Origin of the sequence: Phenylobacterium sp. (assembly GCF_041691455.1) — a bacterium.
GTDB lineage: Bacteria > Pseudomonadota > Alphaproteobacteria > Caulobacterales > Caulobacteraceae > Phenylobacterium.
In genome coordinates, this window is record NZ_JBEPUO010000004.1 from 145,861 (window position 1) to 158,788 (window position 12,928).

Genomic DNA, 12,928 nt, shown 5'->3' on the forward strand with positions numbered 1-12,928 from the left:
GACGAGAGGCTACTTCGCCGCGTCCATCAGGCCCGCGAACCGCTCGAACAGATAGAGGCTGTCGGTCGGGCCCGGCGAGGCTTCCGGGTGGTGCTGGACGGAGAACACCGGCCGGCCCTTGAGCGCCAGGCCCGCGTTGGTGCCGTCGAACAGCGAGACGTGGGTCTCCACCACCGGCTCGGGCAGGCTCGCGCGGTCCACCGTGAAGCCGTGGTTCATGGAGACGATCTCGACCTTGCCGGTGGTCAGGTCCTTCACCGGGTGGTTCGCGCCGTGGTGGCCCTGGTCCATCTTCACGGTCCTGGCCCCCATCGCCAGCGACAGCATCTGGTGGCCAAGGCAGATGCCGAACACCGGCGTACCGCTGTCGATCAGCTTCCTGATCTCGGGAACGGCGTATTCGCCGGTCGCGGCCGGGTCGCCCGGACCGTTGGACAGCAGCACGCCGTCGGGCTTGCGCGCCAGGATGTCCTCGGCGCTGGTCGAGGCCGGGACCACGGTCGCCCGCGCCCCGACGCTGGTCAGCGCGCGCAGGATGTTGCGCTTCACGCCGTAGTCGACGACCACCACCTCGTATTTCGGCCTGCCGTTCTTGAGAAGAGCGGGCTCGGCGTAGCCATCGGGCCAGGACCACAGGCCCTCGTCATAGACGAAGGGCTGCAGGCAGGAGGCGTCCTTGGCGAGGTCCAGGCCTTCGAGGCCGCTCCAGGCCTTGGCCTGGGCGACCAGGGCGTCGAGGTCGAACTTGCCATCCGGCGCGTGGGCGATCACCGCATGCGGCATGCCGTGTTCGCGGATCGAGCGCGTGAGCGCGCGGGTGTCGACCCCGGCCAGGCCCACGACGCCGCGCCGGGTCATCCAGGTCGCAAGGTCCGAGTCGGCGCGCCAGTTGGCCGGGGCCGTCGGCAGGTCGCGGAAGATCGCGCCCCGGGCGGCCGTCTCCGCCGAACCCGACATCTGCTCCAGGTCCTCGGCGGTCGTGCCGGTGTTGCCGACGTGGGGGAAGGTGAAGGCCACGATCTGGGCCATGTACGAGGGGTCCGTCAGGATCTCCTGGTAGCCGGTCATGGCGGTGTTGAAGCAGACCTCGCCCACCGCCGCGCCGACCGCGCCGACGCCGAAGCCCTGCAGCACGGTCCCGTCCGCGAGCGCCAGCACGCCGGTGCATCCGGGCAGCAGATCGCGGCTCATGACGAAGGACTCCTTTTGGGCAAACGGCCGCGTAGGTAGTGAGTCCCGCGCGGCCGGTCAATGTGCGCATATCGCACGGCAAGCACGCGGAGGGCGCCCCTGATGAGCGAGGCCTATATCGACCCCGATCGGCAGGCCTGGGAGGTCTTCAAGGCTCTTCCGCGCGACCAGCCGATCCACATGCTGAACCTGATCCGGCTGCGCGACCGCGCGGAATACCCACCGGACCATCCCAGCCACGGCAAGGACATCTCCGGCCGCGAGGCCTACCGTGAGTATGGCCGCACGATCGCCCCGCACCTGGCGCGGCTGAACAGCCGCCAGGTCTGGGCCGGCGCGCCGCAGGTGATGGTCACCGGGCCCGGGTCCGAAACCTGGGACTTGGCCTTCATCGTCGAATATCCGGGTTCCCAGGCGTTCATCGACATGGTCCGCGACCCGGACTATCGCGCCAATGTCGTGCCGCATCGCACGGCGGCGGTGGCCGATTCCCGGCTGCTGCGGCTCGCGCCCCTGGGTCCGGGAGACAAGCTCGGCGACTAGCTGGCTGGAATTGAGGGAAAGCTGTCATTTCCTCGCCGGGCGGGCCGGCGCATGATCGGCCCATGCTGATCCTCAAGCCCAATTGCGAATGCTGCGACCGCGACCTCGCCCCCGACAGCCCCGACGCGCGCATCTGCACCTACGAATGCACCTTCTGCGCCGATTGCGTGGAGACCCGGTTGGGCGGCGCCTGCCCCAACTGCGGCGGCGACTTCACAGTCCGCCCGATCCGTCCCGCGGCCATGCTCGCCCGGCATCCGGCCTCCGCCGAGCGGGTGATAGGCCAGCACGAGGCCTGCGCCGCCTAGCCGCCCGCGCGCGGCTGGCCTAAGAGGCCGCCATGCGCATCACCACGGTCGGCCTCGACGCCGACGACACGCTTTGGCACAACGAAACCATCTTCCGGCTCACCCAGGATCGCTTCCGCGCCCTGATGGCCGACGTCGCCGCGCCCGAAGCGCTGGATGAGCGGCTGGCGGCGGTCGAGAAGCGTAATCTCCGCCTCTACGGCTACGGCGTGAAGGGCTTCACCCTGTCGCTGATCGAGACCGCTATGGAGCTCACCGGCGGCGAGCCGCCCGGGCGGATGATCGCCGACATCCTGGCCGCCGGCCGCGAGATGCTGGCCCATCCGGTTGAAACCTTGCCGGGCGTCGATCATGCCCTGGCCGACCTCAGCCAGACCTACCGCCTGGTCCTGATCACCAAGGGCGACCTCCTGCACCAGGAGCAGAAGCTGGCGGCCAGTGGCCTGGGCGAACTCTTCGCCGCAGTCGAGATCGTCAGCGAGAAGGACGCGACCACCTACGAGCGGGTCTTCGCCCGCCACGGCGCCGGCGCGGACCGGGCCGCCATGTGCGGCAACTCCCTGCGCTCGGACGTGATCCCCGCTCTCGACGCCGGCGCCTGGGCCGCGCACATCCCCTATCCCCTGACCTGGGCCCACGAGATGGCCGAAACGCCGGTGGGCCGCGAGCGGTTCGCCGAACTGGCCTCGATCGGCGAGCTGCCGGCATGGGTGAGGGGCCTGGGCTAGGTCTTGCCGTCCCCGTTCACGGGGGAAGGCAAGATTCGATGTCACAAACCGCTCCGCCGCCTCGTCCTGGCTTCCGAACCCCTTGGGAGGCCGTCGCATGGCCCGGATCGTCGCCGCTGTCCTCGTTGTCATCCTCGGCGCCAATGGCCTGGCCATGCTGTTCGCCGGCCCCTGGTGGTACGGGATCGTTCCCGGCGTCACCGCCACCGGGCCGTTCAACCCGCACTTCGTCCGCGACATCGGCGCGGCCTACCTGGTGACTGCCGGTGGCCTCGGCTGGTTCGCCGCCCGGCCGCGGGAGGGTTGGCCCGCCCTGGTCGCCGCCGCCGCGTTCCTCACACTGCATGTCGCGATCCACGTCTTCGACGCGGTCTGCGGCACGAAGCCCTTGGCCGACGTCGCCCGCGATTTTGCCGGGGTCTACCTGCCCGCGATCCTGACCTTCGCCATCGCCCTTCGCCGCCCGCCCGAAAGGAGCGCCTGAGATGCTGAAAACCCTGCTGTCCCGCCAGATCGACAAGCTGGAACGCCTCTGGGGCTATGACGCCAGCTACATGCGCCGCGTGCTGGCCGCGAGCCCGGCGGCCTTCCTGAAGTTCGGCTTCGTCACCGGCCTCGTTGATCGAAAGGCCGCGCCCGCCGAGGCCCTGGCCGCCGCCGGCATCGTGGGCACGCTCGCCGAGGACTGCGGACCCTGCACCCAGATCGGGGTCGACATGGCCGCCGCCGGCGGCGTGAAGCCGGAAATCCTGCGCGCCATCCTGGCCGGCGACGAGACCGCCATGGGCGAGAGCGCGGCGCTGGCCTGGCGGTTCGCCCGTGCGAGCCTCGCCCGCGACATGGACGCCTGCGACCCGCTGCGCGACGAGATCGTCCGCCGCTGGGGCGACAGGGGCCTCGTGGCGCTCGGCATGGCCCTGACCACGGCGCGGATGTACCCGACCCTGAAATACGCCCTGGGCTACGGCAAGGCCTGCTCGCGGGTCACCGTCGCGGGCGTTGCGGCGCCGGTCGCGCCCCTGGCGATGGCGGCGTAGGCTCACGGCCATGGACGCAAGCCTCACCGAGGCCTTCGAGGCCCAGAGGCCCAGGCTCATCCGCCTGGCCTACCGCATGCTGGGCTCGGTCGCGGAGGCCGAGGACGCCGTGCAGGACGCCTGGATCCGGTGGAGCCGGGCGGGCGAGGGGGTCGAGGACCCCGCCGCCTGGCTGGTGCGGACCACCACGCGCCTGGCCATCGACCGCCTGCGCGCCGCCAAGGCCCAGCGCGAGGCCTATCGCGGGCCGTGGCTGCCCGAGCCGCTGATCGAGCCCCTGACGGAGGATCCGGTCGAACGCGCCGAGGACGTTTCCGTCGCCTTCCTGCTCGCGCTCGAGCGGCTGTCGCCCCTGGAGCGCGCGGTCTTCCTGCTGCACGACGTCTTCGACGAGGACTATGGGACGGTCGCCGAGACCCTGGGCCGCACCGAGCCAGCCGTCCGCCAGCTCGCCAGCCGCGCCCGTGAGCACGTCCGCGAGGCGAGGCCACGCTTTTCGGTTTCCCAGGAAGAGGCCCTGCGCCTGGCCAACGCCTTCATGGCCGCCTCGACGCAGGGCGACATGGCCGGGCTCTCCGCGCTCTTGGCCGAAGACGCGATCATGGTCACCGACGGCGGCGGCAAGCGCGCGGCGGCCCTGCGGGTCCTGGTCGGCCGCGAGGACATCGTCGACCTCTTGCAGCGGATCGCCTGGCGCCAGCATGCGCCGGAGATGCTGCAGGTCGGCGGGGCGCGGATCAACGGCTATCCGGGCTTCGTGCTCACCCTGGCGGACGGCCCGGCGACCGTGGCCTTCCAGCCCGGCCAGGACGGCCTGATCGCCGCCGTCTACATGGTCCGGAACCCGGAAAAGCTCGCCCACGTGGGCGCAACGGGCGTCGGCTCGCGCTAGGCGTCCCGTCGGCGCGGCTGCGGCTTTGAGCTCGCCGCGCGCCGCAGATGCCCCGCCCAGCGCCGGGCGGCGGCCAGCAGCGACGTGCCCATCACCACGAAGAACATCATCAGCCAGAAGAATTCCCCGAGCCGGCCGTGGGCGGCGGGGGCGTCGTCAGGCGAACGCGCGCCGAGGATCCGGCTGACGCCGAAATATTCCAGCGCGCCGATGGCGGCGAGCGTCACCAGCAAAGCGCCCGCCAGGCGGAGCCACATCACCAAACGCCATCCCCCAAATCACACGCGACAGGCGGTAACCATCGACCCTGAGTGGTCCTGCGTCAAATGCTCTGGGGACGATTTCGGCGTCCGGCTTGCGGGGATTTCGCGCCTGCCGTCTATGATCTGCGCCGTGCGCTTCGATGAACGCTTCCTGGACGAGATCAAGTCTCGCCTTCGCCCCTCCGATGTGATCGGCAAGACGGTGAAGCTGCGCCGGCAGGGGCGCGAATACGTCGGCCTCTCGCCCTTCACCAAGGAGAAGACCCCCTCCTTCTACGTCAACGACGACAAGGGCCAGTTCTTCGACTTCTCGTCGGGCAAGACCGGCGACATCATCTCCTTCCTGCAGGAAAGCGAGCGGCTGACCTTCGTCGAGGCGGTCGAGCGGCTGGCTGCCGAGGCCGGCGTCGCCTTGCCCGCCGTCGATCCGCGGGCCGCCGAGCAGGAAAAGGTCCGCCAGGGACTCTCCGAATGGCTGGAGCTCGCCGCCCAGTGGTTCGAGGCCGAACTGCGCCGCCCCTCCGGCCGCGAGGCCCGCGCCTATCTCGAAAAGCGCGGCCTGCCGGAAAAGGACTGGGCGCGCTTCCGCCTGGGCTTCTCGCCGCCCGGGCGCACGGCGCTGAAGGACTACATGATCGCCAAGGGCGCGCGACCCGCCGAGCTGATCGAGACCGGCCTGCTGATCGCGCCGGAAGACGGCGGCCAGCCCTACGACCGCTTCCGCGACCGGATCATCTTCCCGATCGCCGACGCGCGGGGGAGGGTGGTTTCCTTCGGCGGCCGGGCGATGGATCCGCAGGCCCGCGCCAAGTACCTGAACGGCCCGGAGACCTCCATCTTCCACAAGGGCCACCACCTCTACGGCCTGGCCGAGGCCCGCAAGCTGATCGCCGCGGCGCCCGCCGGCGAGACCCCGCCGCTGGCGGTGGTGGAGGGTTACATGGACGCCATCGCCTGCCACCGGGCCAATATCCCGGCCGTGGCGCCGATGGGCACGGCGCTCGGCGAAGACCAGATGGAGATCCTCTGGCGCCACCACCCGGAGCCGACGCTCAGCTTCGACGGCGACCGCGCGGGCCGCCAGGCGGCGTTCCGGACCATGGATCGCGCCCTGCCGCTCTTGAAGCCCGGCAAGAGCTTCCAGTTCGCCATCGTCGAGGGCGGCAAGGACGCCGACGAGGTGCTGCGCGAGCAGGGGCCCGCCGCGCTCAAGGCCCAGCTCGCCAAGGCCACACCTTTCGCCGAGGCGCTGTTCATCCGCGAGCGGGACGCCGAACCCTACGACACGCCGGAGCGCAAGACCGCGCTCAAGACCCGGCTGCGCAAGCTCGCGGCCACTATCGCGGACGGCGATCTGGCCCAGGCCTACAAGGAAGACCTGCTCGGCCGCTTCGAACAGCTCTGGCCGACGCGGGCCCCGGTCTACACGGTGGGCGCCGCGGCCCGCGAGATGTCGCGGGCCCGCTGGGACAAGCGGCGCAACCCCAACGGCATTTCCGACGCCGCCGCGACGCCGGAGGCGCGGGACGCGAGCCGCCGCCTGCGCGCGTCCCCGCGCCCCCTGGCCGCCGCGCTCGCCCTGGCCGCCGTCCGCGACCCCGGGGTGATCGATGAGAAGATCGAGCTGGTGGGCGCGCGCGGCTTCGGCGACGACAAGCTGGACAGCCTTGCCCAGGAACTGGTCCGCCTGCGCTATGAGACCGAGGGCATGGCGTTCGACGCCGCCCTGCGCCACTTGGACGCCCGCGGCTTTGGACCGGCCAACCTCGCCACGCTGGAGCAGGACGCCCGCCGCGCCGGGGTCAGCGCGCCTTTCCTGCAGGCCACCGGCGAACGGGCCCGCGACCTCTGGCGCCAGGCCTTCGACCTGCTGATGCAGCTGGAGAGCCTTGAACGCGCCGTCGAGGCCGCCGCCCGCGACCTCGACCGCGACCACGACTCCTCGACGCTGATCAGCCTGAAGACCGAGCGCGACCTCCTGCGCAAACTCGTCGCCAGCGACTGGTCGCACCCTGAGGAAGCGACCGCGCCCGTCCTGCCGCATTAGGGCAGGCTAGGTCCAGCGCAGGTCCGCGTGCTTCAGGGGCAGGCGCCGCACGCGCGTCCCGGTCGCCGCGAACACCGCGTTGGCCAGCGCCGGCGCGAACGGACCAAGCCCCGGCTCGCCGACCCCGCCCCATTTCGGGCCGCCGCTGGGGACCAGATGGACGTCGATGCGCGGGGGCGTGTCGGCCATGCGGCCCATCCGGTAGTCGTGGAAATTGCTCTCCACGGGGGCGCCGTTCTTGATGTTGATCTCGCCCCAAAGCGCCGCGGTCATGCCCATGATCACGGCGCCCTCCATCTGTTGGGCCACGGTGTTGGGGTTGGCCACGTGGTAGGGGTCGAGGACACAGGTCACCCGGTCGACCTTCAGCTTGCCGTCCTGCGAGACCGTGACCTCGACCACCTGGCCCGAAACGCTTCCATAGGCCTCCAGGATGGCCAAGCCGCGCCCGCGGCCCCGGGGCAGGGGTTGGCCCCAGTCGGCGTGCTTGGCGAGCGCGTCGATCACCCCCAGGGCGTCGGGCCGGTCGGTAAGCAGGGCGCGGCGGTACTGGTAGGGGTCCTGGCCGGCCGCGTGTGCGAGCTCATCCATGAAGCCTTCCATGAAGAAGCCGTTCTGCGACGAGCCGACGCCGCGCCAGAAGGAAACCGGGACGTGGCTGTTCTTGAGCAGCACGCCGACGTCGCGGGCCGGCAGGGCATAGAAGCTGTTCTGGATGCACTCGGTGGCCATGGGTTCGCTGGCCTGGATCTCCTGCGGGCCGGCGCCGCCGCGCAGCAGCGAGCCGACGGCGATGCGGGCCTGGAAGGCCGTGGGCCGCCCGTCGCCGCCCAGGGCGGCGCGGAACCGCACGGCCGCCTGCGGACGGAAGCGGTCGCGGCGGATGTCCTGCTCGCGGGACCAGATCAGCTTGACCGGCTTTCCCACCTGCTTGGCGACCGCGATCGCCTGCACGAGCTCGTCGTGCGCCCCGCCCCGGCGGCCGAAGCCGCCGCCTACGAAGGCGTTGTGGACATAGACCTTGTCCTGGGTCAGGCCGGTTTCCTTGGCGGTCTGCTGCAGCACCGCCATCGGCGCCTGGGTGGAAATCCAGACGTCGGCGCGGTCCGCGCCCAGCGCCACGGTGCAGTTCATGGGCTCCATGGGCGAGTGGGAGAGGAAGGGCGCTTCGTAGACGGCTTCGACGAGCTTCGCGCCGGGCGCGTCGAGCGCGGCCTGGGCGTCGCCCTTCTTCTCGGCCGTCGACATGGGCCGGTCGAGGGCCTCGCGATAGCCCTGGTTCAGCTGTGCGCTGTCGATCCCGCCATAACCGGCGGCGTCCCACTCGATCTTCAGCGCGTCGAGGCCCCTCTTGGCGCGCCAGTACCGGTCGGCCACGACCACGACGGCGTCCTTGAGCTTCACCACGGCTATGATCCCGCGGAGGTCCTTCAGTGCGGAGTCGTCCACCGACGTCAGCGCGCCGCCGTAGACCGGGGCGGACCAGACGGCGGCGTAGACCATCCCCGGAACCTGGGCGTCGAGGCCGAGCCTGGCCGAACCGTCGAGCTTGGCGGGCGTGTCGAGGCGGGGCGTCCACTTGCCGACCAGGCGGTACTTGTCGGGCGCCTTGATCGCCGGCTCGGCAGGCAGTTGGACGACCGCCGCGGCGGCGGCCAGGGCGCCGTAGTCGAGGCTGCGGTTCGACGCCTTGTGCAGGCACTTTCCGGAACTCACCGTGCAGTCGGCCGGATCGATCTTCCAACGGTCGGCTGCGGCCAGCTTGAGGCGCTCGCGGGCGCTGGCGCCGGCCTGCTGCATCATGGTCACCGAGGTGCGTAGGCCACTCGACCCCACGGTCTGCATTCTGCCGTAGAGCTTGCCGTCGACGCGCCCGTTGCGGTTGGCGGAGGCGTATTCGACCCGCACCTTGGCCCAGTCGCACTCCAGTTCCTCGGCCACCAGCATCGCCAGCGCCGTGGTCGTGCCCTGGCCCATCTCGGCATGCGGCACACGCACCGTGACCGTGTTGTCGGGCTCGATGACCAGGAAGGCGGTCATTTCCTTCGCCGGGTTGGTCCCGTCGGCCATCAGCGGCGGCTGCGGGGCGGCGCGCGCCGCCACGGGCACGCCGATCACCAGGGCGCCGGTCGCGGAAAGGCCTGAGAAGACGATGGCGCGTCGGGAGAGCCCATTTTTGCCGATGAGGGGGGCGTTCATGCACGCACCCCCTTGCTTAGCGTCGCCGCGGCCCGGTGAACGGCCTTGCGGATCCGCGGATAGGTGCCGCAGCGGCAGATGTTGGTGAGCTTGGCGTCGATGTCGGCGTCGGTCGGGTTGGGGGTGTCCTTCAGGAGGGCGGCTGCGGCCATGATCTGGCCCGACTGGCAATAGCCGCACTGGGGAACGTCCTCGGCGAGCCAGGCCTGTTGGACCGGGTGCCTGAGGTTGGCCGATAGGCCCTCGATCGTGGTGACGTCGCCCTTCACGGCGCTGACCGGCATGACGCAGGATCGCACGGGCTTGCCGTCGATCTGCACGGTGCAGGCGCCGCACTGGGCGATCCCGCAGCCGAATTTCGTGCCCGTAAGCCCCAACTCGTCGCGGATCACCCAAAGGAGCGGGGCGTCGGGTTCCACGTCGAGGTCATGGCGCTTGCCGTTGACGGTGAGCGTGATCATGACTGGCGACCTCCCGGGCGAGGCCGAGCCTAAACCCAAACCAGGGCGCGGGTCACCAAGGGCGGGAAGTTTCTGGCGCCCGGGTCGCCATTGGCATCATCCGGACCCTGCATACCTTGACATCGGACCGCTTCGACGCCATCTGGCCCCCTGCGGATTTAGCGCGCTGTGACAGGTATCGATTCGGGCCGCCACGATTTATCGGGCGCGCCCCTCTCAAGAGATCGAGATACCTCCCTCGAAGCGTGGTGATCCCAGTGGTCGCGCCTCTTTGCGGGCTCCGTCCTGGAGCTTGCGGCATAAGGTCGACGCCACCGACACCGCGAAGGGAAACCTTCGGGGCTGTTGTTGCATGGCGCCGCACCGATGCCCGAAGGCGAGCGCGACGCACTGACGCACGCGATTCAGAACGGGAACGATTTGGGCGGACGGCGGGTCGTATTGCTGCGGCCTCAGCTTCTGTCCAAGCGCCGTTAACCAGTTTCGGCCCCATCCTTGCATGGCCAGATTTGGCCCTGTGTGGATGCGGCGCCGCTTTCGGAGACCTCGATGAGCACGACCACCGCTGAAGCCGAAACGCCAGAAACCACCGGCGGCGACGGCCCGCTGCTCGATCTGACGGACGCCGCGGTCAAGAAATTCATCAAGCAGGCCAAGGCCCGCGGCTACGTCACCATGGACGAGCTGAACAAGGTCCTGCCGTCCGAGGAGGTCACCTCCGAGGCGATCGAGGACACGCTGGCCATGCTCAGCGAGATGGGGGTCAACGTCGTCGAGGCGGAAGAAGACGCCGAGGGCGGCGGCGAGGTCGCGGTCCGCGAGGAGTCGGCTGTCGTCGAGACCGCCAAGGAAGCCGCCTACGACCGCACCGACGACCCGGTGCGCATGTACCTGCGCGAGATGGGCTCGGTGGAGCTGCTCTCCCGCGAGGGCGAAATCGCCATCGCCAAGCGCATCGAGGCCGGCCGCGACACCATGATCCGGGGCCTGTGCGAAAGCGCGCTGACCTTCGAAGCCATCATGGTCTGGCGCGAGGAGCTCGGCTCGGGCCGCATCCTGCTGCGCGAAGTGATCGACCTCGAGCAGACCTACGGCGGCCTGAACGCCGGCGTCGAAGCCCTGCCGGTCGAGGCCGTGGCCGAAGCCGAAGAAGAGAAGGAAGAAGCCGAGGCCGTTGAGGGCCAGCCGGAAGGCGAGAGCGACGACGACTTCGACGATGGCGCGGGTCCGACGATCAGCGCCATGGAGGCCGAGCTGCGCGAAGGCGTCATGGCCACGCTCGACGCCATCGCGCTGGAGTTCGAAAGCTTCCGCCTCCTGCAGGAGAAGCTGGTCGGCCAGCGCCTGAAGGGCGCCGACCTCTCCGACAACGACCGCAAGGCCTATGTCGCCGCGACCGGCGCCATCGTCCTGCACCTCAAGACGCTGAAGCTGAACAACAACCGCATCGAGGCGCTGGTCGAGCAGCTCTATGCGATCAACAAGCGCCTGATGGGCCTGGAAGGCCGCCTGCTGCGGCTCGCCGACAGCTACGGCATCAGCCGCGGTGAGTTCCTGAAGGCCTACTTCGGCTCCGAGATGCGCCCCGACTGGACCGACCAGGTGAAGGCGCTGGGCGTGCGCTGGACCAAGTTCGCCGAGAACGACAACGGCCAGATCGGCGACATCCGCACCGAGATCGCGGCTCTGGCCACCGAGACCGGCGTGCCGATCGACGACTACCGCCGCATCGTCCAGACCGTGCAGAAGGGCGAACGCGAAGCCCGCCAGGCCAAGAAGGAAATGGTCGAGGCCAACCTGCGCCTGGTGATCTCCATCGCCAAGAAGTACACGAACCGCGGCCTGCAATTCCTTGATCTCATTCAGGAAGGCAACATCGGCCTGATGAAGGCGGTCGACAAGTTCGAGTACCGCCGCGGCTACAAGTTCTCGACCTACGCCACCTGGTGGATCCGCCAGGCGATCACCCGCTCGATCGCCGACCAGGCGCGCACCATCCGCATCCCGGTGCACATGATCGAGACGATCAACAAGATCGTCCGCACCTCGCGCCAGATGCTGCACGAGATCGGCCGCGAGCCGACGCCGGAGGAACTGGCCGAAAAGCTCGCCATGCCGCTCGAAAAGGTCCGCAAGGTCCTGAAGATCGCCAAGGAGCCGATCAGCCTCGAAACGCCGATCGGCGACGAGGAAGACAGCCACCTGGGCGATTTCATCGAGGACAAGAACGCCATCCTGCCGATCGATGCGGCCATCCAGTCGAACCTGCGGGAGACCACCACCCGCGTGCTCGCCTCGCTGACGCCGCGCGAAGAACGCGTGCTGCGCATGCGCTTCGGCATCGGCATGAACACCGACCACACGCTGGAAGAAGTGGGGCAGCAGTTCAGCGTCACCCGCGAACGGATCCGCCAGATCGAGGCCAAGGCGCTGCGCAAGCTGAAGCACCCGTCGCGGTCGCGGAAGCTGCGCAGCTTCCTCGACAGCTAGCGCTCGGGGCCCGCCGTCCCCGGCGGTCATCTCTTTGTCCGCTGCGGTCATGGCCGCGGGTCGCGCGGGCGATAGTCTCGTGCGGGATGAGACCGGACCTAGCGCCAGCCGTAGTTGAAGCTGATCGAGATGCGCTCGGTCTTCGCGCGGTTGGCCGGCACCTCGTGGCGCAGCCAGCTCTCCCACATCAGCACCGCGCCCGGCTCGGGCTGCAGGTAGACGAAGGCGCGGCTCGCCTCCGGCGCATCGGCGCGCCGGGGCGGGGCGGCCATCATCATCGGCAGGCGGGGATCCTCGAGCTTGAGCGCGCTCGCGCCCGGCGGCGTCACCACATAGACCGTGCCCGACAGCACGCTGTGCGGGTGGATGTGGCCGGAGTGCGCCGCGCCGGGCTTCAGGATGTTGACCCACAGGCTGTCGAGTTTCAGCCGCCCGCCCTTCAGGTCGAACGCCAGGTCCTTGGCGAAGGCCGCGGCGTGGCGGTCGAGCCTGGTCTTGAGCTCACCGAACACGCTGGCCCGGGTCGGCAGGTCGTCGAGCGAGGCGTAGGAGGTGTAGCCGCCATAGCCGTTGGTCTTGCACCAGGCGCGGCCGGCGGCGTCCTCGGCCGCCAGCATCCGGCAGGCGGCTTCCAATTCTGCCCTGAAATTTTCGAAACTTCGGTCCGTGCTAAGCGACGCTTCATAGACCGGAGTCGCAAAGAGGGGACGCAGCGCCATGATTAGGGCGCTAGTCTTGCGGCGCGGGATTGTCAAAGTTATGGGCGGCT

General features: G+C 69.6%; 13 protein-coding genes. 8 read left to right on the forward strand and 5 right to left on the reverse strand.

Features of this window, described 5'->3' with window-relative positions:
• Positions 1 to 9 precede the first annotated feature (9 nt).
• Entirely contained in the window at positions 10 to 1,191 is a 1,182-nt protein-coding gene (gene carA, locus ACESMY_RS08840) for a glutamine-hydrolyzing carbamoyl-phosphate synthase small subunit (protein WP_372784198.1), read from the reverse strand.
• A gap of 102 nt (positions 1,192 to 1,293) precedes the next feature.
• On the opposite strand from carA, the gene ACESMY_RS08845 reads away from it, so the two are divergent.
• The 6 genes from ACESMY_RS08845 to sigJ all read left to right on the forward strand — a co-directional run bounded on the left by ACESMY_RS08845 (position 1,294) and on the right by sigJ (position 4,699).
• Positions 1,294 to 1,734 carry a DUF1330 domain-containing protein gene (locus ACESMY_RS08845; RefSeq protein ID WP_372784199.1) on the forward strand — a complete coding sequence of 147 codons (441 nt, stop codon included), beginning with the start codon at positions 1,294 to 1,296 and terminating at the stop codon, positions 1,732 to 1,734.
• 62 nt (positions 1,735 to 1,796) lie between these two features.
• On the forward strand, positions 1,797 to 2,042 hold the full coding sequence (locus tag ACESMY_RS08850; protein WP_372784200.1) for a DUF1272 domain-containing protein: 246 nt from the start codon (positions 1,797 to 1,799) through the stop codon (positions 2,040 to 2,042).
• Between the two features lie 32 nt (positions 2,043 to 2,074).
• Complete coding sequence (locus ACESMY_RS08855) at positions 2,075 to 2,770, forward strand: HAD family hydrolase (protein ID WP_372784201.1); 696 nt, start codon at positions 2,075 to 2,077, stop codon at positions 2,768 to 2,770.
• Between the two features lie 97 nt (positions 2,771 to 2,867).
• Entirely contained in the window at positions 2,868 to 3,254 is a 387-nt protein-coding gene (locus tag ACESMY_RS08860) for a hypothetical protein (protein ID WP_372784202.1), read from the forward strand.
• Position 3,255: 1 nt separating this feature from the next.
• Positions 3,256 to 3,807, forward strand: a complete 552-nt coding sequence (locus ACESMY_RS08865; RefSeq protein ID WP_372784203.1) for a hypothetical protein — start codon at positions 3,256 to 3,258, stop codon at positions 3,805 to 3,807.
• A gap of 10 nt (positions 3,808 to 3,817) precedes the next feature.
• The gene (sigJ, locus tag ACESMY_RS08870; protein ID WP_372784204.1) at positions 3,818 to 4,699 is read left to right on the forward strand and encodes an RNA polymerase sigma factor SigJ; all 882 of its coding nucleotides are present in this window, start codon (positions 3,818 to 3,820) and stop codon (positions 4,697 to 4,699) included.
• On the opposite strand, the gene ACESMY_RS08875 is transcribed toward sigJ, so the two are convergent.
• Positions 4,696 to 4,956, reverse strand: coding sequence for a hypothetical protein (locus ACESMY_RS08875; RefSeq protein WP_372784205.1), 261 nt, complete (start codon positions 4,954 to 4,956; stop codon positions 4,696 to 4,698). The genes sigJ and ACESMY_RS08875 overlap by 4 nt on opposite strands.
• A gap of 136 nt (positions 4,957 to 5,092) precedes the next feature.
• Between ACESMY_RS08875 and dnaG the strand changes: the two genes are divergently transcribed.
• Positions 5,093 to 7,009: a DNA primase gene (gene dnaG / locus ACESMY_RS08880; RefSeq protein ID WP_372784206.1), complete on the forward strand. Its 1,917-nt coding sequence runs from the start codon at positions 5,093 to 5,095 to the stop codon at positions 7,007 to 7,009.
• A 6-nt stretch (positions 7,010 to 7,015) separates the two neighbouring features.
• Here dnaG and ACESMY_RS08885 read toward each other — a convergent pair whose 3' ends face one another.
• Positions 7,016 to 9,208 (reverse strand): molybdopterin cofactor-binding domain-containing protein, encoded by a 2,193-nt coding sequence (locus ACESMY_RS08885; protein WP_372784207.1) that lies wholly within the window; start codon positions 9,206 to 9,208, stop codon positions 7,016 to 7,018.
• Positions 9,205 to 9,669, reverse strand: coding sequence for a (2Fe-2S)-binding protein (locus ACESMY_RS08890; RefSeq protein WP_372784208.1), 465 nt, complete (start codon positions 9,667 to 9,669; stop codon positions 9,205 to 9,207). The genes ACESMY_RS08885 and ACESMY_RS08890 overlap by 4 nt, the downstream gene beginning before the upstream one ends.
• A gap of 549 nt (positions 9,670 to 10,218) precedes the next feature.
• Between ACESMY_RS08890 and rpoD the strand changes: the two genes are divergently transcribed.
• Positions 10,219 to 12,159 carry an RNA polymerase sigma factor RpoD gene (gene rpoD, locus ACESMY_RS08895; RefSeq protein WP_372784209.1) on the forward strand — a complete coding sequence of 647 codons (1,941 nt, stop codon included), beginning with the start codon at positions 10,219 to 10,221 and terminating at the stop codon, positions 12,157 to 12,159.
• Between the two features lie 98 nt (positions 12,160 to 12,257).
• Here the strand turns inward: rpoD and ACESMY_RS08900 are convergent, their stop codons facing one another.
• Positions 12,258 to 12,878 (reverse strand): TIGR02466 family protein, encoded by a 621-nt coding sequence (locus tag ACESMY_RS08900; protein WP_372784210.1) that lies wholly within the window; start codon positions 12,876 to 12,878, stop codon positions 12,258 to 12,260.
• Positions 12,879 to 12,928: the final 50 nt, after the last annotated feature.

Coding starts and splice junctions, on each gene's coding strand:
- carA (WP_372784198.1), bottom strand. CDS start 1,191: ATGAGCCGCGATCTGCTGCCCGGATGCACCGGCGTGCTGGCGCTCGCG.
- ACESMY_RS08845 (WP_372784199.1), top strand. CDS start 1,294: ATGAGCGAGGCCTATATCGACCCCGATCGGCAGGCCTGGGAGGTCTTC.
- ACESMY_RS08850 (WP_372784200.1), top strand. CDS start 1,797: ATGCTGATCCTCAAGCCCAATTGCGAATGCTGCGACCGCGACCTCGCC.
- ACESMY_RS08855 (WP_372784201.1), top strand. CDS start 2,075: ATGCGCATCACCACGGTCGGCCTCGACGCCGACGACACGCTTTGGCAC.
- ACESMY_RS08860 (WP_372784202.1), top strand. CDS start 2,868: ATGGCCCGGATCGTCGCCGCTGTCCTCGTTGTCATCCTCGGCGCCAAT.
- ACESMY_RS08865 (WP_372784203.1), top strand. CDS start 3,256: ATGCTGAAAACCCTGCTGTCCCGCCAGATCGACAAGCTGGAACGCCTC.
- sigJ (WP_372784204.1), top strand. CDS start 3,818: ATGGACGCAAGCCTCACCGAGGCCTTCGAGGCCCAGAGGCCCAGGCTC.
- ACESMY_RS08875 (WP_372784205.1), bottom strand. CDS start 4,956: ATGTGGCTCCGCCTGGCGGGCGCTTTGCTGGTGACGCTCGCCGCCATC.
- ACESMY_RS08885 (WP_372784207.1), bottom strand. CDS start 9,208: ATGAACGCCCCCCTCATCGGCAAAAATGGGCTCTCCCGACGCGCCATC.
- ACESMY_RS08890 (WP_372784208.1), bottom strand. CDS start 9,669: ATGATCACGCTCACCGTCAACGGCAAGCGCCATGACCTCGACGTGGAA.
- rpoD (WP_372784209.1), top strand. CDS start 10,219: ATGAGCACGACCACCGCTGAAGCCGAAACGCCAGAAACCACCGGCGGC.
- ACESMY_RS08900 (WP_372784210.1), bottom strand. CDS start 12,878: ATGGCGCTGCGTCCCCTCTTTGCGACTCCGGTCTATGAAGCGTCGCTT.